16 protein-coding genes are annotated in these 25887 nt (G+C 58.0%); 10 read left to right on the top strand and 6 right to left on the bottom strand.

The genetic code is table 11. From position 1 onward, the window contains the following. Positions 1–206: 206 nt before the first annotated feature. From J2045_RS09750 to J2045_RS09735, 4 genes are all read left to right on the top strand, one after another. Positions 207–1733, top strand: a complete 1527-nt coding sequence (locus J2045_RS09750; RefSeq protein ID WP_307372139.1) for a nucleotidyl cyclase domain-containing protein — start codon at positions 207–209, stop codon at positions 1731–1733. Then, a complete protein-coding gene (locus tag J2045_RS09745; protein WP_307372137.1) occupies positions 1627–2529 on the top strand; it encodes an E2 domain-associated cysteine-rich protein in 903 nt (300 codons plus the stop codon). Before J2045_RS09750 ends, J2045_RS09745 begins: the two co-directional genes overlap by 107 nt. A gap of 10 nt (positions 2530–2539) precedes the next feature. Further along, positions 2540–3106: a Pycsar system effector family protein gene (locus tag J2045_RS09740; protein ID WP_307372134.1), complete on the top strand. Its 567-nt coding sequence runs from the start codon at positions 2540–2542 to the stop codon at positions 3104–3106. 255 nt (positions 3107–3361) lie between these two features. Further along, complete coding sequence (locus J2045_RS09735) at positions 3362–4231, top strand: hypothetical protein (protein ID WP_307372131.1); 870 nt, start codon at positions 3362–3364, stop codon at positions 4229–4231. Between the two features lie 44 nt (positions 4232–4275). Here the strand turns inward: J2045_RS09735 and J2045_RS09730 are convergent, their stop codons facing one another. From J2045_RS09730 to J2045_RS09710, 5 genes are all read right to left on the bottom strand, one after another. Then, positions 4276–10149, bottom strand: a complete 5874-nt coding sequence (locus tag J2045_RS09730; protein ID WP_307372128.1) for a DEAD/DEAH box helicase — start codon at positions 10147–10149, stop codon at positions 4276–4278. Positions 10150–10154: 5 nt separating this feature from the next. After that, positions 10155–12191, bottom strand: a complete 2037-nt coding sequence (locus J2045_RS09725) for a hypothetical protein (RefSeq protein ID WP_307372127.1) — start codon at positions 12189–12191, stop codon at positions 10155–10157. Between the two features lie 3 nt (positions 12192–12194). Then, positions 12195–14645 carry a hypothetical protein gene (locus J2045_RS09720; RefSeq protein WP_307372125.1) on the bottom strand — a complete coding sequence of 817 codons (2451 nt, stop codon included), beginning with the start codon at positions 14643–14645 and terminating at the stop codon, positions 12195–12197. A 51-nt stretch (positions 14646–14696) separates the two neighbouring features. Next, positions 14697–16475 (bottom strand): DNA cytosine methyltransferase, encoded by a 1779-nt coding sequence (locus J2045_RS09715; protein ID WP_370873066.1) that lies wholly within the window; start codon positions 16473–16475, stop codon positions 14697–14699. Positions 16476–17124: 649 nt separating this feature from the next. Then, positions 17125–17766 (bottom strand): SOS response-associated peptidase, encoded by a 642-nt coding sequence (locus tag J2045_RS09710; RefSeq protein ID WP_307372754.1) that lies wholly within the window; start codon positions 17764–17766, stop codon positions 17125–17127. A 607-nt stretch (positions 17767–18373) separates the two neighbouring features. Here J2045_RS09710 and J2045_RS09705 point away from each other — a divergent pair. Next, on the top strand, positions 18374–18580 hold the full coding sequence (locus J2045_RS09705) for a hypothetical protein (RefSeq protein WP_307372119.1): 207 nt from the start codon (positions 18374–18376) through the stop codon (positions 18578–18580). 102 nt (positions 18581–18682) lie between these two features. On the opposite strand, the gene J2045_RS09700 is transcribed toward J2045_RS09705, so the two are convergent. Then, positions 18683–19486 (bottom strand): AcrVA2 family anti-CRISPR protein, encoded by an 804-nt coding sequence (locus tag J2045_RS09700; RefSeq protein WP_307372118.1) that lies wholly within the window; start codon positions 19484–19486, stop codon positions 18683–18685. Positions 19487–20157: 671 nt separating this feature from the next. Between J2045_RS09700 and J2045_RS09695 the strand changes: the two genes are divergently transcribed. From J2045_RS09695 to J2045_RS09675, 5 genes are read left to right on the top strand one after another with little or no spacing between them, the layout of a single operon-like run. Continuing rightward, the gene (locus tag J2045_RS09695) at positions 20158–20877 is read left to right on the top strand and encodes a M57 family metalloprotease (protein ID WP_307372114.1); all 720 of its coding nucleotides are present in this window, start codon (positions 20158–20160) and stop codon (positions 20875–20877) included. Then, on the top strand, positions 20874–22415 hold the full coding sequence (locus J2045_RS09690; RefSeq protein WP_307372112.1) for a S1 family peptidase: 1542 nt from the start codon (positions 20874–20876) through the stop codon (positions 22413–22415). Before J2045_RS09695 ends, J2045_RS09690 begins: the two co-directional genes overlap by 4 nt. A gap of 22 nt (positions 22416–22437) precedes the next feature. Continuing rightward, on the top strand, positions 22438–23136 hold the full coding sequence (locus tag J2045_RS09685; RefSeq protein WP_307372110.1) for a hypothetical protein: 699 nt from the start codon (positions 22438–22440) through the stop codon (positions 23134–23136). Between the two features lie 13 nt (positions 23137–23149). Further along, on the top strand, positions 23150–24337 hold the full coding sequence (locus J2045_RS09680) for a glycosyltransferase family 2 protein (RefSeq protein ID WP_307372107.1): 1188 nt from the start codon (positions 23150–23152) through the stop codon (positions 24335–24337). 23 nt (positions 24338–24360) lie between these two features. Beyond that, positions 24361–25281 (top strand): peptidoglycan-binding protein, encoded by a 921-nt coding sequence (locus J2045_RS09675; protein WP_307372104.1) that lies wholly within the window; start codon positions 24361–24363, stop codon positions 25279–25281. Positions 25282–25887: the final 606 nt, after the last annotated feature.

Raw genomic sequence — 25887 nt, 5'->3', positions numbered from 1 at the left:
ACTCTCATCTCCTGAGAAACTAATCCAAGTATTGGCCAATTGAACTGAAAATTGGCCATTCTGGAAGCTGAAACTGACCAACGCTAAATGGACGTATTTCCGGGCACTAAAAAGTGCCCGGAATATGCCCAGCAGAACAAACAGTGAAACAATCGCGTGAGTTGGACACCGTCCGAAACACACGGAAATCCTGGAGTTGACTAGCAATGGCAAATAGCTGGAAGCACGACCGCGCCAAAACCGCAATCGATGCGCGCATCAAGGATGTCGAAAACGTAACGGTGGTCGACTACACGCGAACCACCTCACTTCAGTCGATTCCAACGAACAAGGCCTATCGCCTGGACGGCGTTCATCTCTATATCGACATCGTCAACTTCGAAGAGATGCTCTGGTCGACGGATACCGAAGGAGAAACCTCCCACAAGCGCGCGCTCCGGTTCCTGAATCTCCACTACCGAGCAGTGCACCGGATCCTGGCCGACGCAGATGCCATCCGGGTGGACTTCCATAACCAGCGTCTGCACGCCGTCATCGCCAAGCCTTACGGCACGGATTCAGCGGGTGACCGCGTGGACCGCGCGGTGGCTATAGCCAAGCTAATCGTGGATGTTCTTGCCGAAACTGGCGACGATGACGAGAATATCCCTAACGCAAAGGTGCGCGTCGGCATCGACACTGGAAAGGCGCTGGTCGTAAACAACGGGCGCAATGGCTACCGCGAGCCGCTTTTTCTCGGTCGCCCGGCAAACATCGCCGCAAAGCTCGCATCGAACAACAAGGCGATCGGAATCTATCTGAGCAACGACGCCCGCGGTGCGATCGATCTCGAAACGGTAGATTTGCCTGCAAAGACGAAGCTCACGGACGATGAAATCGCACGCTGCGAAGAAAATGCCCAGCTCGGCCTGAGCAAGGACTCGATCGTAAGGGAGTGGAGAAAGGACAACGAGAACAACCCCATCGGGTCCTTCTCCTTCTCTCGAGCGACCCCTCCCTTGAAGAACCTGGATATCACCGTTCTTACGCCGGGTAACTCTCGCCGTATGGACATGGTTTCGGTATACGCCGATGTGGATAATTTCACCGCTTATGTCGACGCCCACATCGATGATGACGCGGAAGATGTCGTCCGCTGCCTCCATGTGATTCGCGCAGAACTTGATCGTGTTCTCACCTCGGATTTCTCTGGACGCCGGATTCGTTTCATCGGCGACTGCGTCCATGGTCACATTCTTGAGGGCTCCGCCTACACCACCGACACCGATGCCGCCATCTCAACTGCAGTACTTTGCGCTGGCGGACTTCGCAGCAGTTTCGACCTTGCTCTCGAACGCCTTCAGGATAACGGTGTGGACACAGACGATCTGGGCCTTGCCATCGGCTTTGACTTCGGTCCGGGTTCGATCACACGCCTTGGAATGCAGGGGAGCCGCGTTCGGTGCTCCACCGGCCGTTCGGTGCTGCTGTCCGAGGCCGAACAGAAGCGGTGCGATGGGACGCAATCGGCAATCGGCCAGTCGGCCTACGATGAGGGACCGCCCTCGGTACGGAAGCTCTTCGGGTTGTCCCGTCGGGTCGCTAACCTGACCTACGATGTCGCACTCGAAGCACTTGCCGCCGAGGATGATTCCACAGCAAAGGCGGCGCGGGCCGTGCTCTATGCGGCGGCGAGTCCTGCCATTGCTCGAGCGGCAGAGACGCCTTTCCGCCCGCATGCGAAGATCGATTGAGGCCACAGCGTTGTCGCCTATCGAACATCTTCACAGCGTGGCGCATAAGAACCACGCCCGGCTCATCTCTGGTAATGAACAACGAGCGATATACGGTGTCCGTCCACCCAACGCATCCGGCGCTCCCTCATCCGAGTTCATCCTAGAAATCTCACGGGAGGGAGAGACGGTGTCTGTAAGAGAGGCGGAGGTGACCCTCCTGCCGTCTTTCTGCGCAGAGCGGCACATCAATCGAGGCGGCACGTTCTGCCTCTACTGGGGTGAAGTTGAACCAACGCAGATCGAGGACCAGGAGGATGCGGAGGCTTGGTGGGGAAAGCTTCTAACCTTTCTGCTCCGCCAACGTTCAGCAGCCGTGCTACGGCGCTGGCCGGGCAAGGCTGACGCTCGCGCGCATGGTTCGGAGGCTGCGCGTTTCCAGGCGATGGCCGAGGAGAATGCCGCGGCACTTGGTCCCAAGTTCGTGGCCTTGCTGAGAGACGATCGCCTTCGTTTGGGGCGCGGGCGCCGCCGGGACCGTATCGCACTTCTCCAGGACGGCCGACGCGTGGTCACCGTCGTGCCCACCGTGCGACGTGTGATGGCGCTGCGTCAAAGATGCAAATGCGAACATGCTGATGTTCGTCGTCTCCCGCTGGCCTCATGTGATGACCATGCGCGGCTGCTTGCCGAACTCGTCCTCAACATGGACCGCTGGCAAAAAGCAGAAGCCGACTTCTACACGTATTTGCGCGCCGCCAGTCAGGTCTGCTGCGGCACAATGGACGATTGCCCGCTTGCACGGATTCCCGGCTGAGGAAAAGAGGATGGCTAAGAACGACCAACAGGAAGCATATGAGAAGCTGCTCTCGGCCAACCACGGCAGGATGATCGACTTCGCCAAATTTGCCGAGGCTAAGAATGCTGCCCTCCTCACCTTCTGCTCCGTCTGGATGGGAGCTATCATTACACTTCTAAGAGCTCAAGGGGAGCTTCCTTTCGGTTACGACTACGCGTTTACAGCGGCCTTGCCGCTTCTATTCATCGCCGCCGTGATCAGCCTGAAATCCTTGATGCCGAAGTTTCTTGACCAAATGCACAAGCGGGAGGACGACTATAAGAACCTTCTCTATTTCGGAGACATCGACAGGGCAGGAACCGCTGCTTATCCACATATGGCGGCCGAGCTCTACATGCCGACCGGAAACGACTCCGCTACAGAGACCTACTTGCGCGATCTGGCCGTGCAGACAGCGATCCATGCCAAGATTGCACACCGGAAGTTTCGTTCCTTCAACTGGGCTGGGTCTTTTGTCCTGGCAGCATTCGGCTGCATGGCTATTCCTCCGCTGGTAGCCTGCGTCCATTGGGCGATCACTCAGTTGCATTGTTGAGGGCATAAAATTGGCCATCGCCGACGAGATTCGCTCGAATTTCAGCACGACGTAGACTACTCGCAACGGAACTATTGTTCCTGATCCAGAGGACCTGAAGCTCTCGAACGAGGCAGCGCTACTTTCACTAGGCCTTGCTTGTCGAATTGCGGGCTGCTGATAGATGTAAGCTTGGTTTTTCGCGAGTAGAGAAGGCGGATACAGGGTCGGGCTAGCGATCCAACGCAAATAATCTGATCGAGGAAGACCCCACACATGCTCGTAGATGAATTTGACTTGCAACAACGAGAGAAGGCACCCATCGTCCCGTCGCCAGGGAAGTGCATCTACTGCTACGAAATTCTGTCGCCGGAGGAGCTGACCGACGAACACGTGATCCCATATGCTTTGGCAGCCGACACTCTGATCTTCGAGGACTCCTGCTGCACGGTCTGCCAAAAGAAGATCACACGCTACGAACAGAATGTTCTGCGGCATCAGCTTGGCGCCTTCCGCGCGCAGGTGGATGCACCGACCCGCAACAAGAAGGATCGCGTCAAGGACGTCGTCATCCACTTCGTTGAGGTCGATGACGATGCCAACACCGTTCGGGATCTCGGGGAGCGGACGATCCCAATCGACGAAGCACCGCTGATAATCAACCTGTGGCAGTCGCCGCCCGCGCGGATCCTTGGGGAGACCGTTAGTCGACCCGATCAGCCTTGGACGTATTTTATCGAGAGCGAAGTCAATGCTCTAATCAGAAAGATCCGAGAAGAGACAGGAGCCAACCACGTGGCCATGAGGCTCGGCAAAATCAACAAGGTGCAGTACCAGCGGTTCCTTGCTAAGACTGCGCATGCATTTGTGTCGGCCAAGATCGGCCCCGATGCCTTCCAGCCTTACCTGACCGACATCATTCTGAACCGATCCGATGACGTAGGCCTGTATGTCGGGGACATGTCGGGCGTTCATGAGTTCACTGAAAACCCTGAGAACACCCTGCAGATATCCATGGGTAGATTAACTACGGGACCGGCTGCGGGTTCGATAGCGGTCTACTTTCAGCTCTATCCCAGTATCAAGAGTCCAGAACACCTGATCATTGTCGGCAAGCCGCTAGTTGATCTCGATTTGGTGTTCTAACAAGATAGCCTCGTTCGTCCAAAAACCTTCGAACCGTCGCAACCTCATCTTGAGGACGAGCGCGCGCGCTGTAATACATGAAGGGGTCGTCGTGACAGTTCGAAACTGTCGATCGCGATGTAATGCCGATCCAGCCCCAAGGAACCCAATAGACGTTCCGCGTCCCATAGGGGATGGATGACCACGCCCCAGAGATTGTTACGCTCATCGAGGGAGAAGACCGGGATGTCCGGCCTCCCCTTCACGCTCGAGATCGTATTGCCGGGAATGAAGGTCTTCGTTTGGAGAGCAAGCTCCTTGGCGGTCGCCGGCCAGTCACTCAGTTCGAAGTGGCCGTAGTTCCCGTCGATCCCGCACTCGTAGCAGGGGTCGACCATCGCACGCAGGTAGGAGAGCCCGAGCCGCCAGTCGAGCAGACCGTGGAAGTTCCGGTTGTTGTACCTCTGCAGGCACCTGTAGCAGGATGCACCGCACCGCTTCATATGCTCTGCGTCGGCGACGTCTGTTCTCGGCCATGCGTCCTCCTCGTTGAGGATGCTGCTGATCAGGGTGGAGACCGGAATGGTGCTGTTGCCAAGCAGATGTCGGCAGAAGCCGGAGCCGTTCGGCAGCGCGTCCGATATTTGGAGATACGGCAGCCGCTCACCGCTCGGAGAGTGCATAATGTTGGGCGCAAGCGCGTCGAACTCCTCCGGCGCGATGTCGAGATCGAGGGCGGCGCGCTGGACGATGATCTCGGTCGCTGAGATTGCCGCAGCGCGGACGCTTGTGCGGGACGGTTCGCGGCGCCCCATGGAGAGGCCGATGTCCATGTCGAGCAGGCGGAGATTGGGATTGAGCTTGACGGGCCCGATCTGCAGAGAGTTGGTCACCTTGGTGGAGGCGAGCCAGGCGCTAACTGGCGGCTCATCGACAGCCCTGTAGCGGCCGTTCTGATCATCGCTGAGGACATCAGTCGCGATGGCCTGTCCAGAAAGCCTCAGAAGCGGCTTGTCCGCCCACCACCATATGCGCTGGGCGTTGTTGTCGAGCACCTCCTGAACTTCGAAGCCCGTGAAGTCCGTATCGTCCCTGAAACCGGGGTTTACGAGGAAGATCTCGGACTGCTCCGCGAAGTTGACGCTGAGATTTGCATCGGTCTTCTGCTCGTCGGGCTTGCCGAGGCTCGCAAGCGTCATGCGCTGGCCGATCTTGGAGGCAATGTTCTCGTCCGTGGGGATGAGTTCCGTACGATAGGCCGCGGGCGTGATGCACCTCCTCCCGGTGTCGGCTAGAGGCGCGTCGCAGGCATGGCACGATACCGTGTGTTCGGTGCCCCTGCTCCACGCGCCGCACTGCCCGCAGAAGCGGAGATGGAAGTCGTCCTTCCTCCAATCGGAGATCGGGTCCACGGGCCCGTCGAAGTTCGTTGCGTGCTGGTCGGGATCGAGCAGAACGCCAGTGAAGCCTATGCATCGGTGGCGCAGCTTTTCCCGCGTGCGCACGCTCCCCGGCGCGAAGTCGAAGATCGCCATATCCTGGTCGCGGTCGATGGTGTCCCACTCGGCCTCGAAGTTCCCCCTCCCGTTCGCCTTCTTCAGCTCGACGTAGAGGTTCCGAGACCGTGTTGGCATGCCGTATAGCGGCAGCAACCCGCGTTCGGCGAGCGCCGCGGCGATGCCCACCGCCTGCATCCCGAACTCCTCCTCGAGACCGTCGATCTGGGCAAGGACGGCCTCGGCCGTAACCTTATCGATGATCGTCTGTAGATCGCAGCCGGACACAGCGGCGAGGATCGTCGCGAGACGGATGCGCCGATGGTCTGTTCGCGCCAGCGAATCAGCCAGCCTGTTTCGCCAGTCCATGTCTTCGCGGAAGTATTCTCTACAGTAGAGGAACTCGCCGTGAATGTCGCCGGGAATGACATCGTCGCCCGCCCATGCGCCGCCGGATTCCTCGCGCAGGATGCGGAAGGCTTCCACCAGCCAGAACTTGCGCAGCAGCCGCGACGGAATATCCGTCAGCCCCGTGGTGATGAAAGGCGGCGGCGGAGCAGAACCCGTGATCTCGATCGGGTTGTGGAAGTAGTGGATGTCATGACTCTTGCTGCGGCAGACGGTCAAAACGGTCGAAAACGCCTGCCCGCGGCGACCGGCACGGCCAACGCGCTGCTGGTAGTTGAACCGCTGCGGGGGCATGTTGCCCTGATAGACAGCCTGCAGGGAGCCGATGTCGACGCCCACTTCCATGGTCGTCGTGACAGAGAGCAGATCGGCAGTGTCGAAAAGCCTCCGCCAGCGGAAGTCCTCGTCGGTCTCGTTGTCCTCCTTAACGAACACGCCTTTGAACTGCTGCAGCCGCGTGGCTGGATCGTTCGTCTGGCCTGTAAGCTCCTCGCACTTTAGCCTGAAAAGCGGCTCGTCGCTCGAAATTGCGCGCATCACCCTGCGCCCAAGGAAGTTCTCTCCGGATATCCGCGAAGCCGTGAGATCCTCGGGCCGGGTGAGCGTCTCCCCGCATCGCGTGCAGCGTCCGAACCCGGAATGGAGATGGACGCGGCCGCAGCGTTTACACCGCCAGGCAGCGCCGGACGGATCGGCGGCGCGGAAGTAGAGCATGCTGATGTCTATCGATCCATCGCCTCGGGTCTGTCCGAGTGTGGTGCGGAGCTTGTCGAGGAAGTCGTTGCACTCCTGCTCCGGGTGCTGGAGTATCTTCTCCATCAGGCGGCGGAACTTGTTGTCGCCTCTCCCGAGCATATCGAACGCATTGCTCCAGGCATTGCGGGTCACGTCCTGGAACTGGTTGGGCGTGATCCGATAGGCGTCTGCAAAGATGCGCAGCATCGCATCGTCGCGCGATTTCTCAGGGGTATACTCCTCGGGGCCATAGAAGCTCGGCCATCCAAGTCCGGTCTCCTCGAGCGCGAAGTATGTCTTGCTGAACAGTAGATCCGTCGCGTCCAGCGGCTGATCGTCCTGCACCCTCTCGCGCGCCTTGCGGATGAGCTTGAGCTGTTCCTCCGGGATATCGTGCTTCCACGATATCTGATCGCTGCCATCCCTTTCGAAGAACTCGTACCAGGCGTGGCGCTTGTTGATGCGATTGAGCTTCGTGTCGGCGCCCTCGACCGGAGTGGAGCCAAGCTTCATAAGTTCCGTCAGGATTGGACGCGTAAGGTTGCCCACCTTGTCGCGTTCGAACTCGAAAAGCTCTTTAAGCGGAATACTCGGAGGCATTCCCGCTGCATCCTTCCGCTTCTTGAGTGCGTTGAGGTGTGGCCGGAGATGCTCGGCATCCTTGTCATCCACCGTCAGATCGATAATCTCTTTCTTGATGCGCTGGTACTCAGCCTCGTCTTCAGGACTGTACGCGTACGCGAGTGCAATGCGCGTTGCCGCCGAGATGAGGATTTCGCGGCGCAAGTCGCGCTGGTGCTGGACCTCGACCTCAAGAGCCAGATTTGCCGCATCTTCGCGGCTGTCGGAGAATGCGACCAGCTTTCCATCGCCGCCCTGTGCCTTCAGCGAGGCGACCAGTTCGGTGGCGAGGAGCTGGGACGTCTTTCCAAAACCTGTCCTGAAGCTTCGGATGGGCGACAGGCGGCCTTCTCGCCTCTTGGAGTTGGCCTGACGGTATCGACCGGAATAGTCGGTTCCGCACTTGGCGCAGCAGAAGGGAACCGCGGTGCCGTCGTCTTCGACTGTGCGGCTCTGGAACCCGTCGGCGCCTGACCAGCGAAGCAGGTGGCCGGGCACGTCGCCCTTCTCTTCCCTGTCGCTCACGACGCCCGTTCGCGGATTGAGATATCCTGGTGTCCAGCGATATGGTGTCCTGCCTGTCCGAATTTCGACTTCGGGCCGCACCTGACTCGGCCAGAAGAGGGCGAATTCGCGGAAGCTGGCATCCTCGAACCGTATGGAGGACGCGCTCTCGGGAAGCTTCTCAAGCTCCTGCGGAGCAGGGAGAAGTGAGACCCTGCGTGACGAACCGGGATCCGTCTCCCCGCGCTTTCCGCCCAGATAGAGATCGCCGCAGGCCTCGCAGTAAAGCATCTCGAAGAGCCGCTTGCGGCCTTCCTGATCGCTCTCCCCGTCATAGTTCTGGCCGCGCTCGATGCTGGGAGCGCCCCATACGACGGCTCCGCCCTCATCTCGATGAATGGACGCGAACAGGCCTTCGATGTTGCGGACGAAGCAGTGCATCCTGAAGCCGGGCAGCGCCGCGACGCTGGCACGCTTCGGCGCGAGTTCGCCTGGCAGGACGGTGTCGGGTAGATCGGGGATCGCGCGCAGCGCAAGCAGGCCGCGGACAGCTAGCCTGTCGTCGGCTTCGAACAGGGCATTCCCGATGTCCGCGACAGTGCGCGGGAGCTTGGCACCGGGTTTTTCGGGGTTCTGAAGTGCGAAGTCGAGCATCGCCGCCGCAGTAGCCGTGGCCTCCTCCAGCAAGGTGGCCGGGGTCTTTCCGGCAGCGCCGGGGATGCTCGCAGCCGCCGCGAGGAAGCAGTCGAAGAGTTCGCGAGGGCTCCTTCGATGATCGAGTTCCTCTAGCGCACGTGCGAGATCAGCGAGGGTTTCGCGGGACGGCATTGCCTCGGGGCGCTGGACTTCGATCGGGCGGCCTGAAACAACGCTCTTTCTCCAAGCTTCATCGATGTCTTCGGCCCCGGCTGTTCCAGCGTCGCCGAACATGTTCTTCAGGTAGTCGATGCTCGCAGGAGCGTTTTCCTCGTCCATCGGCAGCGACGCTGAGGAAGCGAGAATGCGCAGCTTGTGGGCGTGGGCCGGATCGGTGAGACCGAGACGCTCGAGTAGTACCTTGAGCAATCCGGCCATTTCTGCACCCGCGGATCCGCGGATGAGGTGGAGCTCATCGAGCACGAGGAAGAAGCGCGCATCCTTGTTCTCCATGAGCCATGCGCGTGTCTGCGACAGGATCGGGTCATCCACCTCGCGCACCAGCATCGCATTCAGAATCGACTGGTTGGTAACGAGGATGTCCGGCGGGGTCGCCTGCATGTCCCAGCGCGAGATCAGTTCGGCGCCGTCGGTCGTCGGAAAGATGTACCGCAGGTCGGGATCATTTTCGGCCGCGAGCCGCCGCTGGATCGACTGGTAGTGCTGCAGCTCCGTCTTCAACTCCTTGCGTGCGCGCGCGTTCCGCTTCTTCCATGCCTCGTCCTTGCTCTTGCGCGGATGGCTCAGGAAGCCCGTGACAGGGGACTTGCCCGTGTATCGCCCGAAAAAGATGCGGTTCCCGTTGAAGTGGCGGGCCATGACCTCCTGCGCGTCGTCAGAATCAAGCGCCTTGCGCAGGCGCACCATCTGATCCTCGACGAGTGCGTTAAGCGGGTAGAGAATGAGGGCGCGGACCGCCTTGGGCCTGTCGGGGTGCTCGTTCCTGCGGTGGTGCTGGAATCGGGCACGGTCTTCGAGCCAGTCGTCATCGAGAGGCTGCAGGGGCGCAGGCCACGACGTGGCTTCCCGCGCAAGCTGGGCGAGGATCGGCAGCATGAACGCTTCCGTCTTACCTGAACCCGTGCCCGAGGTGACGATGCCTGGCGTTCCGTCGCGCGCGCCCTTCTCCAGCATCTCGACCTGATGGAGGTAGGGCGAGTAGGCTCCCTTGATCGCCTGACTGGACCTATCCCGGTCGAAGAGGCCGGAAAGCGCGAGTTCCACGAAGGCCTGCCGTTCAGGCCGCGAAAAATTGGGGAGCCGCTCTTCCGGGTCGTCGATCAGCCCCTCAAGTCCGTATCCGATGGGTTCGTACCGAGGAACCGTCTCGAAGATCGGGTCGAGCGCAAGCTGTCCGGGCGCGGTAAGGAGCTTCCGCCTCATCGCCGACACGCGCGGGTCATCGATCCGGTAGGCCGTGTCCAGGTACGCGAGGAATTGGTCGATCATGCGGTTGAAGCCGCCAATCGGATCAAACATGTTCTTCAGCCCTCAATATTTATGAAATATTCGTCGTATTCGTGCTCGTTGCCTTCGGCCATCGCTTCAAGCCACTTCGCCTGATTCATGAAGACTTCGACTACCTCGGGAACCTTCGTCCACGACGGGGCGCGTGCGACCGCCTTTGCAGTTCTCTGCATTGCGGAACCTTCCATCTTGCGGTCAACGAGAACCTCTACCGCCTCGCGGACTCTCTCCGGATCCAGGTTCGACGTAGGCCAGAACCCTTCGAACTTCGTCGATCCGGGACGCGGGCTCTTGGACGGCTTCAGCGGGAACAGGTGTCGCAATGTGGATTCCGGGATCGGAACCCTCAGGCCGTCCGCGCCAGCGCTTGCGACGAGCGCGAGGTTGCGCGGAAGACGCCCAACCCTCCTCATCTCGATCATCTGGGGAATCCAGTATTCGCAAGGGCCGCTTGTGATGCTGCACAAGGCTGCGGCGAAAAGCACATCGGGCCACTGCTTCGCCTTGTCGATTGTTATTCTAAGACCGGAATGCTCGTCGTTTAGGAGGTCGGTCAGGGAGATCTTGGTGGGATCGCAGAAGACGATGGCGGCATCGTCCCCGGCTAGCGCCGTGGCGATATCGACTGCACCCGACGAGGAATCAGGTCCGAGAAGCACCGGAATGATGTGTGTGAATGTCGCGACGACGGCGGCAACGTCTGGAAGCGTCAGGCCGGTCGCGACAGCCAGCTCGTAGAGGGTCTCCTTCCTTTGCTCGTCCGAAGCGACCAGCGGCGCCTGCGTGGCCGCTGTGATCTCCCTGGCCTGTTCCTCCACGGATGGCGCCAAAACGGCGGGCGCGGCGGCGGCGATCTGGGCCATGTCATCACGGAGGCGGGCGACCTCGTCGCGTATGGCCGCAGTTTCGCGGGAGGATTCGCTCCTTAACCCTTCCGCTGCGCTTACAATCTTGCTGCGCAGATTATCCTCGTGCTTCTCGGTCTCGCTTCTCACGAGCATCTCCCGGTGGGAGAAAGTCGCCAGCTTCGTTTCCGCGTCCGAGACTTCGATCCGAAGCGCAGCAAGCCTCGCGCTTTCCACCTCCGACTCCCGACGGATCCGCTCTTCCAGCTCGGATCGCAGGCGTGCCTTCTCCGTTTCCTCGAAGCTCGCGAGCCTTTCCCTGAACGAGGGGTCGCGTGCCAGAATCTCCGGCAGGATGTCGGCAAGCTCACTGCGCTTTGACAGGTGTCCCGCTATGGATGCGAGGTCAGCCTTGTCATCCTCGCTAACTGTTCTGTCTTCCAGCATTCGCAGCAGTTCCACCGGCTCCAGTGAACCAGCGTCGCTTGGAAGTCTAAGCGCCGCCTTCGATCTCGAGAGCCACCGCTCCACCGACTGGCGGATCTCCTCCTCCGACCGCAGATCCGTGCTCTTTGGCTCCGACCATTTGGCCGGAGAGACGAACACGACAAGGCCATTGCCCAGCTTGATGGTGTCGGGGCGGTTCTCAAGCGCAGCCGTGGCAATCGACCGAAGGGATTGCTGGCGCAATCCGTATCGCCCTCCCGGGAGATGTTCGAAACCCGATGTCATCCAATGACCGGACCGGACCTCGATCGCCGCGATGGTCGCCTCAACGGGAATGTGCAGCGTGCCCTCCGAAAGGGCGTAAACAAGTTCCTCGTAGCCGCCGTCCTGCGGGCTGTAGCCGACATTCAGTTTTGTCGCAGTAGTGAAAGATACGGCATCGAACTTTCCGGGGCCTGCGTTCTCGTTGACGATCTTCGGGAGCTCGAAGACGGAGCTGGCGCGGATACGGGAGGCCACGCTCGAGACGGTGGATGCGAACGCGGGAACTGAAGCGTCATCCTTGAGAACGACCAGCTTCTGCTCCTTCTTCTCGCCGCCAACCAGCCAAAAGGAATCGGTGCCGCCAAGCGCTATCCTGCTATCGCGGGTCTCCTTGACCTTGCCGCCGTGGGCCTCGCCGTTCTTCACTTCAGCAATGATCGCCACATCGTGCGCGACCAACTGTCTCACTCTGTAAACCGTCTTGCCTGATACTGACATCTTCTATCTCTTTTCGGACATGACGCGGGCGATCCGCGTCGTCCGTAATCTCGTGTTATAGATCGCCCGGCCCCGGTTCGAGGCCGATGCGAGAAACCTGTCTATCCACTGCGGGCTTCCTGCTTCGTCTCCCTCCTTGTCCGTGACGGACACGAGGCCTGAAATGGCCGTGAGGGAGGAAGCGCCAACGGCGTATTGGTACTGCCACCCATCTTCGGAAGCGCTAGGCGCGGCATTGCAGAGAACCCTGTCGGATGCCCATCTCGCCCAGCTCGACGGAAGGAGGACGCGAGAGCGCAGTGGCTTGAGAATGCCGCCTGAATGGAGGAATACCGGGCCACCAGCGCGCAGATGGTGGGAGAGAATCGCCACGGAAGGAGAGACGAACGTCCTCACAGGCTTTCCATCGACTACCGAGCGGTAGAGGAAGGGATTGCGAGATTCCTTCCTTTCGAGTCTGTAGAGACCGTCGGCAATTTTGTCGTCGTAGCGGACTGCGAAGAATCCACGCTCCTCATCGAGCCTGCCAATCACCTGGTAGCCGTGCACGCCGTCGGGATCGCCGACATCGGCGCGCGCCTGCTTCGACGTGGGCTTTTCGGCGATGGCCATCCTTTCCATGAAGTCGCGGCGCACGCGCTCGTCCGGACACCTGACGGCGTATCTGGGCAGCGCCCATTTCGACAAGCCATTCCATATCTCAATCCTGGCTCCGGCGGCTCCCGCCGCGGCATAAAGGCGTTCGAGCACCGCGATCGGCGTCGGGCCGCTGATCCTAACAAGATCGGTGCCGACACGCTCGGCCATCAGATGATTCTGAAGTATCCGGCGGACCGGGAAATGGCGCAGCAACGTCATCTCCAGCCAGCCAGCATCGGAGAAGGATCGAAGCAGATCCCACTCGGATGGGCGGTCGTTCTCGGGCATGCCTCTCTGGATGATCTCGATCGCCTGGGAGAACGAAAGCCCCCGCGCCGTCCGTTCGTAGAGCGCCTCGCCAATCGTTACCAACTCATCGCAGGGAGGTACGCGGTCTCCGGCCCAGTCTTCGAGTGTGGTAACAAGCGATGGCACAGTGTCGTGGTGGAACTCATCCTCCGAAATCTCTCTTCCGAAGTCGAAGGAAAGCCGACGCAGCTCTCCGACCTCGTTCGCCCGCGGGACAAGCAGGATCTCGCGGATCTCCCGGTTGCTGCGAGCGACGAACGCTCCTGAATAGATTCCATTCGGAAACGATAGACCCTCTTCGTTGCGAACCATGTCGACTGGCTTGCCGTTCTTCTCGACGCGGATGGCGGCCGGCATTGGGCCTGCAATCATCGGAGCCAGCGGCGTGCGGCCAAGGTACGCCCCACCAACCTTAATGCCGTCCCGCCACCTGAATTCCCTCGGGGCCCCTGCCGTTTGGGCACCGCCTCCGACCTGGTTTCGAAAGTGGGCCACCACCCAGTTGGCGTTCAGTGCGGCAACAGATCGGATAGCGTCAGCCTCGCATAAGGCGAGCTTGGAGCTTGTCATCAGGAGGATGTTGGAGGGCGATGTTCCTGCCCGGTATTTGCCCCAGCCGCTGTTTTCGAGAAACACGATCCCGTTCCGAACCAGCTTTCCAAGAGCCTTGGGAATGAATCTGAGCGCCTCCTCGGGGGTCGCAATCGGCACCCGGTCGCCGAGCGGAGAAACCCGAAACAGCTCGTGTTCGCCGAAATCGCCCTCCGCGACCTCGACCTCTTCGAGCGCAGCCTGTTCCGCCACGAGCGAATACCATGCCTGCCAGAAGGGTGTCTCCATGTATTCGCGCGCGCCGCGTTTCCGCGCGATGTCGAATTTTTCGAAGTTGTACACGAACGACTGCATCGTCTGGCCGCTCATGTTGGCCGTCGTGATTTTATTAGCGACGGTAAGCGGATCAAGAAGTCGTTCCGGAGGAATGGAATCCCGTACCTTTCGCAGTTCCACCTTGTGGCGCCAGGTCGGAAAAGCCATTTGTAGCGTGCGGCCGATGCGGCTGATATTGTTCGGAATGTTCTCGGGCAGCACCAGATCTATCTGATGTTCCCGCCAAAGAAACTCCTTCAGATGCCGCCACATTAGGTCGAGACCGTTCATCGGGAACCCGGTGAAATACTCGTTGAGCTGCTTTCCTAGAAGATCGTCGCGGAAGTCTCGATCCCCGCGTTGTCTTGTCTCGGTCGTCTGCATCCAGCAGAGGAACACAAGGATCCTCACGTAGTCAGGGTCGTTCCCCTTCCTCGGTGCCATGTCGCCGGAAAAACGAGCCTTGAGGATGTCGATGTGCGGAAGGGTCTTGATGAGCTGCTTGCGAGCCTCTTCCAAATCGGTGACCCCAAAGATGTCGAGGAGATCGTCATCGGCGACGTAGACACTGCCGACCGGACCGGTGCTGCCCGGAGCCAGAAAATACCTTTCGATGCATTCCGCCTCGAAGTTTCTCAATTTTCCTTCGCCTCCCCCCTTAAATCCCCAACCGAAGCCTGACCCGATCCCCTATCGGTAGCGGAGTTCCTCGGACTTGGCCCTGCCCTGCTGGCGCGGCGGCTCAAGGTGAAGCACAAGATGCGGAGCCTTAAGCGATGCATCCGGTGACATGTTCGTGTCCTCGAAGGTCAGCCGCGCGAGACGAAAGATTCCCTCGTGGCTTCCAAGCAGGACGGCGTTTCCATCCTCCGGCACCGCCAATTGAGGAAGGTCCGAGACGCGCCGCTCCGAAAGCTGGTCGTGCAGCAGTCTCAGGCGTGCGCGGAGATAGCGGACGGGGATGCCGAGCTCGATCTGCCCCGGCTTCGATCCGACGATGGCGAGAAGCTGGACGATCGCCCGGTCGATCGCGTCGACGTCGCCTTCCTTCGTCAGAGGCAGCGCAATCATACCTGCGCCATCGGTCTCGCGGCGCTGCTGCTCCTCGTAGACGGCGACGAGATCCTGATCGGCGAACGTGTCGCGCGAGGTGCGCCACTCGTCCCGTCGACGGTACCGAAGCTTCACATTACTCAAGCGATATCCGTTCGCGGCCACTGCGTCGGCGGGGATCGGCTCGCCCCACCCGGCGGGCCAGTAGGTTCCACTCCCGTAGCCGTCTCCCGACCGCTCAGAGTCGTTTCTCTTGTTCATGTACCGCTTCACCATCGGGGGAAGTTTGCGGCCGCTGGCGATCACCTCGGAGGTCATCCGCGCAGGAACGCCCTCGGCTGCTCCGGCGAGAAGATGGCGCACGAGCTTCATCATGAAGAACGGAGGAACGGCGTTTCCAACCTGCCGATACTGCGCTTCGCGGGCGCCTAGGAACTCGAAAGAATCCTTGAAGCCCTGCAGACGGGCACCTTCCCGCACCGTGAGGGCGCGGTCATGCATAGGATGAGTGAAGCATCCCGAGGTGACGTTGCCGAAGCCAGCCGAGATCGTGTAGGCAGGAGTGGCCTCGTGGAGGCGGCCGTAAAGAGTGGCGTAGTCCGTGAGCCGCACCCGGCGGAAGCGGTCTGGCAGAAGCTCGGGCGGTATATCCTTCCAGCATCCGCCCTGCGGCACCTTGGACACCCGCTTCCTGTTCAGATCGGAAAGCTTGTTCGAATGGTGGTTCGGAGCCGTGCCAGCGGTGTCGCGCACGAAACTCTGAAATGCGGTGGGCAAGCCAATGGACCCGAGAGTGGCGACCGCCGCCGCGTCCGTGGAGCAGTCGGAAAGGTCGGAGATTGCTTCGCTGACACTGACATATTCAGGAAGCTCTCCCGACCCATCGGATGCGTGGGTGTGCAGTGGGAAGTTTGCGGGAATGGGATCCAGCGTGGCGACAAGGAAGAAGCGATTGCGGAGCTGTGGCAGACCGTAGTCAGCCATATTCACGACATCGGCGAAAACGTTGTATCCTCTGTCCTCAAAGAGCTTGAACAGCTCCTTCACGATGACGAGGTTTTTTCCGTAGACCACGCCGGGGACATTCTCCATGATGACGCGACGCGGCTTGCGTCCGACGGCTGTGAACCCATCTAACAATCTGATGAAGTGAACGAACAGCGCGTTGCGGGGGTCATCGAGGTGGAACACGCCCATCGTGCTGACCGCCTGGCACGTCGGCCCGGCGAAGAACCAGTCGATCTGGTCGATCCCGGCGCGCTCAACGACGTCGGCGGCGGAGACAAGCGATACGTCGCAGCAGTCGACCAGTGCTTCGGGATGGCTTTTGCGGAAGGTCCGCGTTGCATCGGTGTCGATGTCCAGAGCCCATTTAACTTCGAGATCAGGTATCGCCGCGCAGGCACCGGCCGACATGCCGCCGCAGCCGGAATAAAGGTCGATTGCTGTCTGGCCCATGATTCCCCCAAGAATTTCACGTAATAGTAGCAAAACGAACTCAGATCATCGACAGGATTTGCAGCAATAAGCCATTTTTTATGATCGCAGTCAGTGACTTGAGCTTGTATTGGGATCGCCGGCTAATTCCTACAACAGCGCTGGGTCTCGGTTCTGCCGCCGCGCGAACTGGAGGCGACAAGGCACCATCCCCTAGGCCTCGTCGCGAAAACCCGCAACTTACACGTCATAACGGCCGCCGGACTGGAAGCACATCGCTGACATCTGTGGCGCGTGCACAGGCACTGGCGATGGGGTCACGTGGTCGCGCTTGCCGTAACGGCGATTACCGGATGCACGTGTACCGTGACCTTCCTGCTGATCCGCCGGATTGCGCAATCGCCTTAGTTCTTCAACGAGAGGGATTTGATGATCCTGCTGTGGAAAACAATGCCACTCAAGGTCGAACGGCACCGAAAGTGCCGTTCCATTTCCGAGGCCATCAAGCAGCCGTGTGATCTCCCGGAGGTGGCCGATGATAGCGGCCACAGTCTGCTGCATATTGTACGAACATGGCCGAGGTCGAAGCGCGCTACGTTGCTGACGAGCATCGCAAACACCTTAAAAACTAGTCAGCAAGAGGAAGCAGGACCATGCCTGCCGCTGGAAGCGGTCGTTGTAGTTTGAGTGCCTCGTCCCACGGTGCTGTCATCCAGGTCTCGCGCTCTTCTTCGGTCGTGAGAATGACTGGCATGGCTTTCGGATGAATGGGGGCGATAACTTCATTCGGTTCGCATGTCAGGAACCCGAAGAGCTCATGGGTGCCGGGCCGCTGCGTTTTCTGTGAACCGCGGACACCATTCCAGGTCGTCCAGATACCGGCGAAGAAGGCCAGTGGCTTCTCCTCGTTGATCGCGAACCAGCGCTTTGTCTTCCTGGGCTTCGTGTCTTCCCATTCGCAAAACGTCGTCCAGGGAACGAGGCAGCGGTGCTCGACGCTTCGCCATGGCTGCCAGTGCCTGGATTCGATATTGCGGATATTGGTCACACCCGTGTCCGGATTTCCCTTGGTCACGAAACTTGGTGACGGCATTCCCCAAGTTAGCGGTGCCAGCTCACGGTCGCCGTCGGGCGTGTTGCGAACCACGGGTGCTGGGCGGTCCGGATAGACATCGATCGATGGCTCGAGATTGCCGAGGATATCGTTCGCAACCTTGCCCAGCGCGCGCATGGCCTCCTGATTGGTACTGATGTTGTACAGATTGCACATGCCGTCCTCCGCTGGCCTCCACCATCCCAGGTGATCGATTTCAGATAGTTCGATCATTTCGCCCCGATGACAAGCACGGAAGCGAAGAGCGATGTCACGGTCGGCGAAGCTGTGCAGCAGCCAGGTCGCATCCGCTTCATAGGAAATGAGCCGCGAGTGTCCCACGCCCAACGCACTGGCTTCGTAAATGATCGGCAGTCGTTCCTGAACGCTGCGGCTTTCAGGCCAAGGAATGATGACGTGGTGGGGAAAACGTGCGTTCAGAAGGGTCTTTGTCCAACGTTGTTTGCGGCTTGCCATGCAACTCTCGTTCGGGCCCCCGCCGAGGGCCAAAGGATTTGATTTTTCACCGTCGAAGGAGCCGCTCCCCTGCAACGATGAATAGTTGACACTACGTCAGGAGAATGAGAACATAAAGAGAACACTTGAGGTGAAACATGACTACTGCGAGCACGAATGATGTCGTTGCAAATGCTCTAGCCGAGGTTGCCAAGGCGCGAGCATGGAGGGAGAGAAATGAAGACCAGAGGCGCCGTACCTTCGGCGGCATGGCTACTCGCCAGTCGGTCTATGTGCTCGCTCGGAAGAAGCCGAAAGAGGAAGAGGCATGCAAGCAGTGACCCAGTGTATGGAACAGCAGTCTGACGAGGTCGAAGAAATTCTCGCGCTATTCGGCGGAGACGCGCGGAAAGCGCTGCACGCGGTTCTGAGCGATTGCCATCATTTGCATGAGCAACTGAGGCTGACATCCGGTGCCATGAGTGTCGGCTTCACAAGAGGTTGGCTGCCTAGAGATCGAATATTTGATGACTGAACTCAATGGGCTCGCGGCGTCCATTGCTCGCTAGTGCTCTAGGTTTCACCGCGGAGAGGTCAAATGCGTCTCCCACGCACGGACTAATTTGGAATAGCATTTTTACGGAACTACGAGATATTGTGGCGATGAAGCGATGCTGGTGTCGTCGCCGTAGTTCACCAAATAAGGCTTGATCCAAATTTTTTTGCGCTCCTGCCAGCCAGGCCCCACAGCCTGATTTTTATAGTGACCAGCGCGGATATGTGGTTTGACGTGACCTCGGCCTTCCTCATACGCGTGATCCATGCCCTGCCTATCAGTGCTGTAGCCAATATGTACAGTTACATAGTCTTTCGTGATCGGCGGCTTGCCCTTTTTGATGCGTGCCGCGTCTAGCTTAGGGCTGATCTGAGCGGGTTCTCGTGTGACGATCCCACGTACGTGAAGCGTCATTGCAAGACAGAGGGATATGGCTGCGGAGGGAGCATAGCTATCAATGAATTGTCTTGTAATTGGCGATGGAACCCAGCCTTGGTATGGTTGGACTATTGCGCTTCCATCTGATGCAAACGAAGCCGAAAAATGGTCCCCAAAGATTATGCTGCGCTTGGCGCGTGGGTAGTGAAATGCTGGCCAGATTTGGTAACTGTTCGGTCCAACGGCATCGACAAGCCAGAAGACTAGCTCATCGGGATCGTGACCCCACTCTACAAGCATCGTCTCATACGGAAGCTCCGTACGGCCCGCATTAATGGCAACGGCAACAGCATGATCGTAGTCCGCCGCATGCTCTTTTAGCCACTCGATTATGTCACGCGAGAATACGAATTTCGGTGCTGCTTGCATGCGTTTGTAAAGATCTGCAGCTCCCGGAAAATTGGGATGCTCAACGAGACGTAAGTCGTGAAAACGGCTGACTGACAAACGCCCCTCCTTTTTCGGCATGCCGAATGGTCAATGGCGAGACCTAACCGCTTTGTGGATTTGAGTTCAAGGCCTGCCGATCTCCGACCAGAGCGTGCCGTCCTGTATCACGCATGCGGGAGCGGAATTGATTTCCGCAAGGGGGCCGGTTCCTGACGGTCGGCTTCTGGCAACGCAGTGTCGAGTAGCTGTCCTTCGCGGCGACCGATCTCGACTGCGGCCTTCGGCTTTCCGATACACGGTGTACCTATGGCAAAGTAAAGAGACCACTAAACTTGAACTAGAGTTCTTTGTGGCTGCCGCCGACCCTGTATTTTGATCAAGTGCACCGGCCGGGATTGCTGCCGAGGCCGCATCCAGCTTGGCTCCGAGATTCTCCCAATCCACCCATCGGGGCAAAGTCAGAGCTAACAACAACTGCTGGAAAGATTCACACTCTCCCGTTGCAAATGCGCAAAGCTTATGTAATGTTGATTGGGAGCAATTGTTGAGCGAGCAGTCGGGGATATAAATCCACGAATAATAGCTATGTTTTCAAGTACAGTCCATTTAGTTGATTGACTTTTTGCTATGCAAGATAATTTATTGCACCAAATTGATAGGTTTTTAAAATACATTAGACAGCGCTCTGCTTCGATTTTCATGCCTCTGACAGCTACCGGGAGTGAGACATGCCGATGCGCTTGCGTTCCGGGGATTTGTTGAATTTAATTGCACTTACATCTGCCTCGCTTCTGACTTTTGACTTGTTGCCGGCACACTCTCAACAGGCAGAGAAGCTAGGTGATCAAAATTTCGGCTACTACTTTTCTAATAGTCGCTGGCCCGCAGATGCCGACGGGGTGACGCGCATCCCCGTCTGCTGGATGGGCGACGCGCTAGCTAGTTACCCGTCTGAAACGGCCGCAGTTAGACAGGCCATTGAAAATAGCTGGCAAAAACATGCACGTTTGTCATTCCGCGGATGGCAAGAATGTACGCCTCGAAATTTTGGGATCAAGATCGTTGTGGAGGATGTTGGCGCTAGAGTTACCGCGTTCGGCAAGAATATGAGGAAAGCCTCCGAACGGATGTATTTGAATTTCACGTTCCAAAACTGGAATTCCGGCTGTGCAGACGTCAACATGCGCGCGAATTGTATCACTTCGATAGCCGTCCACGAATTCGGGCACGCCATTGGCTTTGCTCACGAACAAGATCGGGGTGACGCACCGGGAGAGTGTGCGAACTCCTACGGCACTGGCACCACGGGAAAAGATCTGGCTGCCCTAACGCCCTACGATCCTTCTTCAGCCATGAATTATTGCAACCCGGAATACAACAACAACGGCATCTTGAGTGACGGCGATACGATCTCGGTGCAGAAAATCTACGGAGCACCTCGGGAATGAGGCTGGACACCGTCTGTGGCGCTAAGCTTTGGTTAAGCGCATGTCCTAGCTTCGTTGCAGGATTCCTGCTTTCGGCCCCCGTAGTGGTCCTCGCGCAGGATCCACTCGCAGAACGGTCGCGGCAAAGTGTCGTGTTCCTGAAATACGACGAAATGAATCCCGATACCGGCGAGGTGAAGTCTAAGTCCGGAACTGGTGTTATCGTTAGTGAGACGGGTATCGTCGTTACGGCGGATCACGTCGTGCGGCAGTGGGTCAAGCAAGCCGCGATGAAAGCAGATCCGCAGACGGAAAAGGATACCAACCCGCTGCTCGCCTTTATAGGATCAATCGACGCTCGCAATCCTATAAAGGTCGACTTTCTCGACGGCAACGAGGTGAGCGATCTTGCCCTCCTGAAGCTGAAAAGCCCAGAAAAGTATGAATTCAGTGGCGTTTGCTTTCTCTCGTCGATCAAGTCGGGACAAACGGTCCTTGCGCTCGGTTACCCGCTGGGCAAGGACTACACGCCGCTTCCTGGCGTACTCTCAAATGACAATGCGCCCGATGGGCGATGGAACGCAAATATCGATTTTGTCGAAGGGGTTAGCGGCGGTCCCGTTTTCGACGAAAAGTCAGAGAAGGTGATCGGCATCGCCAAGGGCGGACTGGCCCAGTTTTACGGGGACGTTCCTATCCCTGTAACCTCCGTCCGCTATGTGACACCGATTGTGCGAATGCGCACGATGTTGACCGACCTTGGTGTTAATGAGGATTGTCACGGTCACAACAACGACGCGTCCAATCCATCTCCGCCGCTGGACGACAAATCTATCCGACAGGAAGAACTTCTGCGTCAGCAGGAAGAACTCTTCTCCCGCTTGCAATTGCTTTTGAAGCTCGATCAAAAGCCCGCGAAACCGTTCACCATCGATACCCTCGCCCGCAGATATGAAGGCCAGACCGCATCGAATGTCGGGATCGATGCTGCGGGAACGGCTTACTACGGCGCGTTCCGCATACAGGCAGGGCCGAACTTGGCGACCTTCCTAAATTTCCTCAAGTTTGAAAAGCCCGATTACGCCGAACGGCTGATGCGGGCCGGTGGGCTTGACGCTGCCAAACAACGGAGCGAGATCTTCGTACGAGAGTGGCAAGCGTTGGCGCAGAATCCCGTCTTCGATCGGCTGCAGGTCGAGTTCATCGTACTGGCCGACTATGCGCGGTTGATCGCGCGTCTGAAACGTCCGATCGACCCCGCCGATGGTACAAAACGCGGCCTTGGCCTCGATGTATCCAAACGATCCGTTGCCTTGCAGGCGGTCCTCTTTTCCATTGCAAATCAACACGGGGCAGGAACCTCGTTGCCGTTCGATGCGCTCGGGGACCTCGGCAATCTGGACGGTCAACCCGACGAGGCGATCATCAAACAACTATACAAGGTCCGATCGAACGTGTCCTTCTACTATCCGGACATCACCAGCGACAAATTCAAATATCTTTTGACAGAAAGAAATCGAAGGGAGCTAGAGGATGCGCTCTATATGCTGGATCAGTAGATGGGCAGGTGGATGTAGCTTTGTGATCGCGTCAGTTGTGGGCATGTACAACAGTGCGGCGGCGCAAGACAACCAGCCGTTCTGTGAGCTTTCGAATCCGGCCTTCGTCGCCAGCGACAGCAACGCCACGTTTTCGATTGATATGACATGCGATGGAGCCGTTGCCGGCGATGCTGCAGATTCCCTGCAACGCGATGTTTTGTTGGGCCTCACGCTTTATGCGCTTGACGAGAGACGACCAGACAGTCCTGATACGACTGTTGATCAACTCTTAGCCAAGGCGCCGCAAGGAAAAAGCGACTTTTCGGTCGACGAGACACATTATTCTGTCGACCAAAAGCCGTTTCAGCCTTCCAAGCCACCTCGCCGCATCATCTCGGATGAGCCGTTCCGGGAGGATGCGCAGGTCAAAAGCCCGTTTGACGTCCCGGCCCAGGCTATCTCGATCGAAACTGAAATGTCCACCCATCGCTACAGCTTCGAAGTCAGTAGTGGCGCGATCCGCGACTATAACTATTTTTTGTTCGCTCTCTGGCGCGCTTCGTCAAAGACCCCATGCGACAAATCTGAGAGTTATGCCCGTAGTGGCTGCAAGCTCTACGGTTATGTGATTGGAGACCTCGCCGACGTGGAGCCGCTCGATTACTATCCCGGCATGGCAAGTTTTGACAGTGCACAGGTCGATAAGGCGGAAAGATGGATCGTCGAAAAATTCCGATGAATTGCGATCTTAGATGATTAGCCTCTTCATCGATGTCACGCTCGTCTTGCTCTGGCTGAAGATGACGCTTGCGACACTCCTGGGCATTGTTTTTCTCTGCCGCATCAGGTTCGAAAGAGATGGGGAGGAAAGCGACGGAAGCCTGGATATTTCTGCCATCGTGCCGGCCTTCAACGAGGAAATACACATTGCAGATACTCTGGCCGCTCTCCTCGCACTGTCGCCGCCTCTTCGGCAGATCATTGTGGTCGATGATGGCTCTCGAGATCGGACAAGGCAGATTGCTGAGGAAATATGCGCTTCCAGTTCGAGTGCGCAGGTCATTGCGCATCCCGCAAATTCCGGCAAAGCCAGTGCTCTAAACACTGGCCTTACCGCGGTTTCCTGCGAACACGTATTGATGATAGATGCCGATACGATTGTAACCTCAAACGCCCTACTAGCAGCTCTGGCTGACCTGCGAGAAAACGCTTGGCATGGCGCTTCATTCAGGATCAATGTCATGCCCGGTTCGGGCCTGTGGCGCGATGTCCAAGCTCAGGAATATCGACTGGGGCATAATTTCGATCGCGCCGGTCAAAGCATCCTCGGTGCCATCTCGGTGATGCCAGGTGCAGCAACGCTTTTCGTCCGACAAGCGCTCGTGGATGGTTTCTCCGATCGCACCTGCACTGAGGATGCAGATCTAACCCTCAATCTCAATCGAGCAGGCTATCGGCTCGGACTGTCCCATCGGGCGAGCGTTGTGACGGTGGCGCCATCTAGCTTGCGCTCACTCTGGAGACAGCGCCGACGCTGGACATTGGGGCATCTTCAGTGCATTTTCCTCTACGCGCCGGAACTAGGTGGGTCGCTACGCTTTGCATGTCTGACGTTCCCCTATTTTCTGGTCGCAACGCTAGCACCCCTGTTTTCCGTGCTAACATTCGCAGGCCTGCTCGCTGTCGGGAAAAGCGATTATCTCGGGATAACGATCTCGAGCTGCACATTTATTTCTATTGGGCTTTTTATAATACAACGAATTGTTGCCGAGTGTACCACGCCTGATCGAGCGTACAGATTCTCTATTTATGTGACAATACTTGAGATTCTGATGCTTGGAATGATCCAGATTCTCGCGGCCATTGGTGCGATGTGGTCGTTTGCAGTCTGGATTACCAACAGACAGAAATTCACGATGCGAAATGTGTGGCTGAATTAACCTAGCCCCGTGAGGACCACAGGATGATAAAGATTGCGGTAGTTTTGATATGCATGTGCATCTCCGGTGCAGCATTTCCGGCACTAGCCGACAGCAACCACAGTTTAACGGTGACGTCGAGCGCTATCGCCAAATTCTCTCCACGGGCAAGGTTGGACATCGTCAATGCAATTCTTGCCAAATGGGATCTGGCCGAGCGGGCTGAGATCAACACACCTCTTCGTCTGCAGCATTTCTTTGCCCAGATCGCGACGGAAACGGGTGGCCTGCGCTTGTTGGAGGAAAATCTCAACTACAGTGAGGCACGAATGCTTGTGGTCTTTAAAAGACGTGTGACCCCGGCCGATGCCAAACGCTTGGCCGGTGATCCGGTCGCGCTAGCCAATCACGTCTACAATAACCGGCTCGGAAATCGGCTACCAATGGATGGTTGGAACTATCGAGGCTCCGGACTCATGCAGTTGACTGGACGCGAAAATTTCTCCAAGCGCGGCAAAGAGCTGTCGCTACCTCTCGAGGAAAAACCAGATCTTGCGCGATCTACGGATATGGCACTCGACGCGGCGGTTGCCTATTGGACGTTTAGCAAGATAAACGCCGCGGCCGATGCTGATGATTTGCAGACTGTCCGGCTGCTCGTCAACGGCGGTCAAAACGGCCTACCTGAGGCGCGGATCTGGCTGGCGCGTGCGAAGCGAGTATTTTCGGCGCCCGGATCGGCGGCGGCGTCTGCTGCATCGAGTGAAGAAAGCATGGCCGTTAAAGAGGTTCTGCGAGAACTCGACTTTCTGAAGACAAGCCCTGACGCTGCACCCCAATTGAACCAGGTGGCCGACGCACTAAAGGCCTTTCAGGCAAGTCGAGGCCTCGAGCAGACAGGTTTTGTCGATGACAGCACTCTTTATGAACTGACTGACCCCGACAATTTCAAAGAATTTCAGTAATCGTAGTGAGGCGCGGTGACTTCAGTGTCCTCGCGTCGAGTGTGAGTCCGCGAAGCAGCCGTGGAGAGCAGAGATGTTTGAGTGCGCCGCTCTGGAATGAGAATACGGTGTGGACAAAACTGCGGTCCCCTAAGACCGAAGTCTCCTACGAGCGTGAGCGACAGCCATTGCCGAGTACAGGGCGTTGGAAAGTAGAAATCGAGCGCTTCCTGGCTGCGGACGAACGCAAGCTCGTTCGTGAATAGCTTAGAGCTTTGGGCGCTGGGTTATGATGACTGCTACGATGCGATCCAGCGCTATGCGAAGGGATCTGGATTCTAGATCAGCTTCGACCGGCGCCTTGACCGTACAATCACTTCTTGAATCGCACGACATACCTTGAGTGAGCATAGTACTGAAACGTGCAATGCTTACGTGCGGCGGTGTTGAGTAGTTATCGCCTAGAACATCTCGCCGTTGAGGGCAATCGGCGGGGTTGGTGGGCCGAGCGGGGTTCGATGGAGTTACCCTGAAGTATTCAGCCGACGCTCGGTGACGCCATAACCTATGTCAGCTTTTGGGAAGTCGTAGACATCCTTCGAATGACCAGAATGAAGGCGCAAAGTG

The organism is Peteryoungia aggregata LMG 23059 (assembly GCF_030814435.1).
In the GTDB taxonomy this organism is placed as follows: domain Bacteria; phylum Pseudomonadota; class Alphaproteobacteria; order Rhizobiales; family Rhizobiaceae; genus Allorhizobium; species Allorhizobium aggregatum.
Note: the sequence above shows the minus strand (reverse complement) of the source record. Positions and strands in the feature narration are given on the sequence as shown.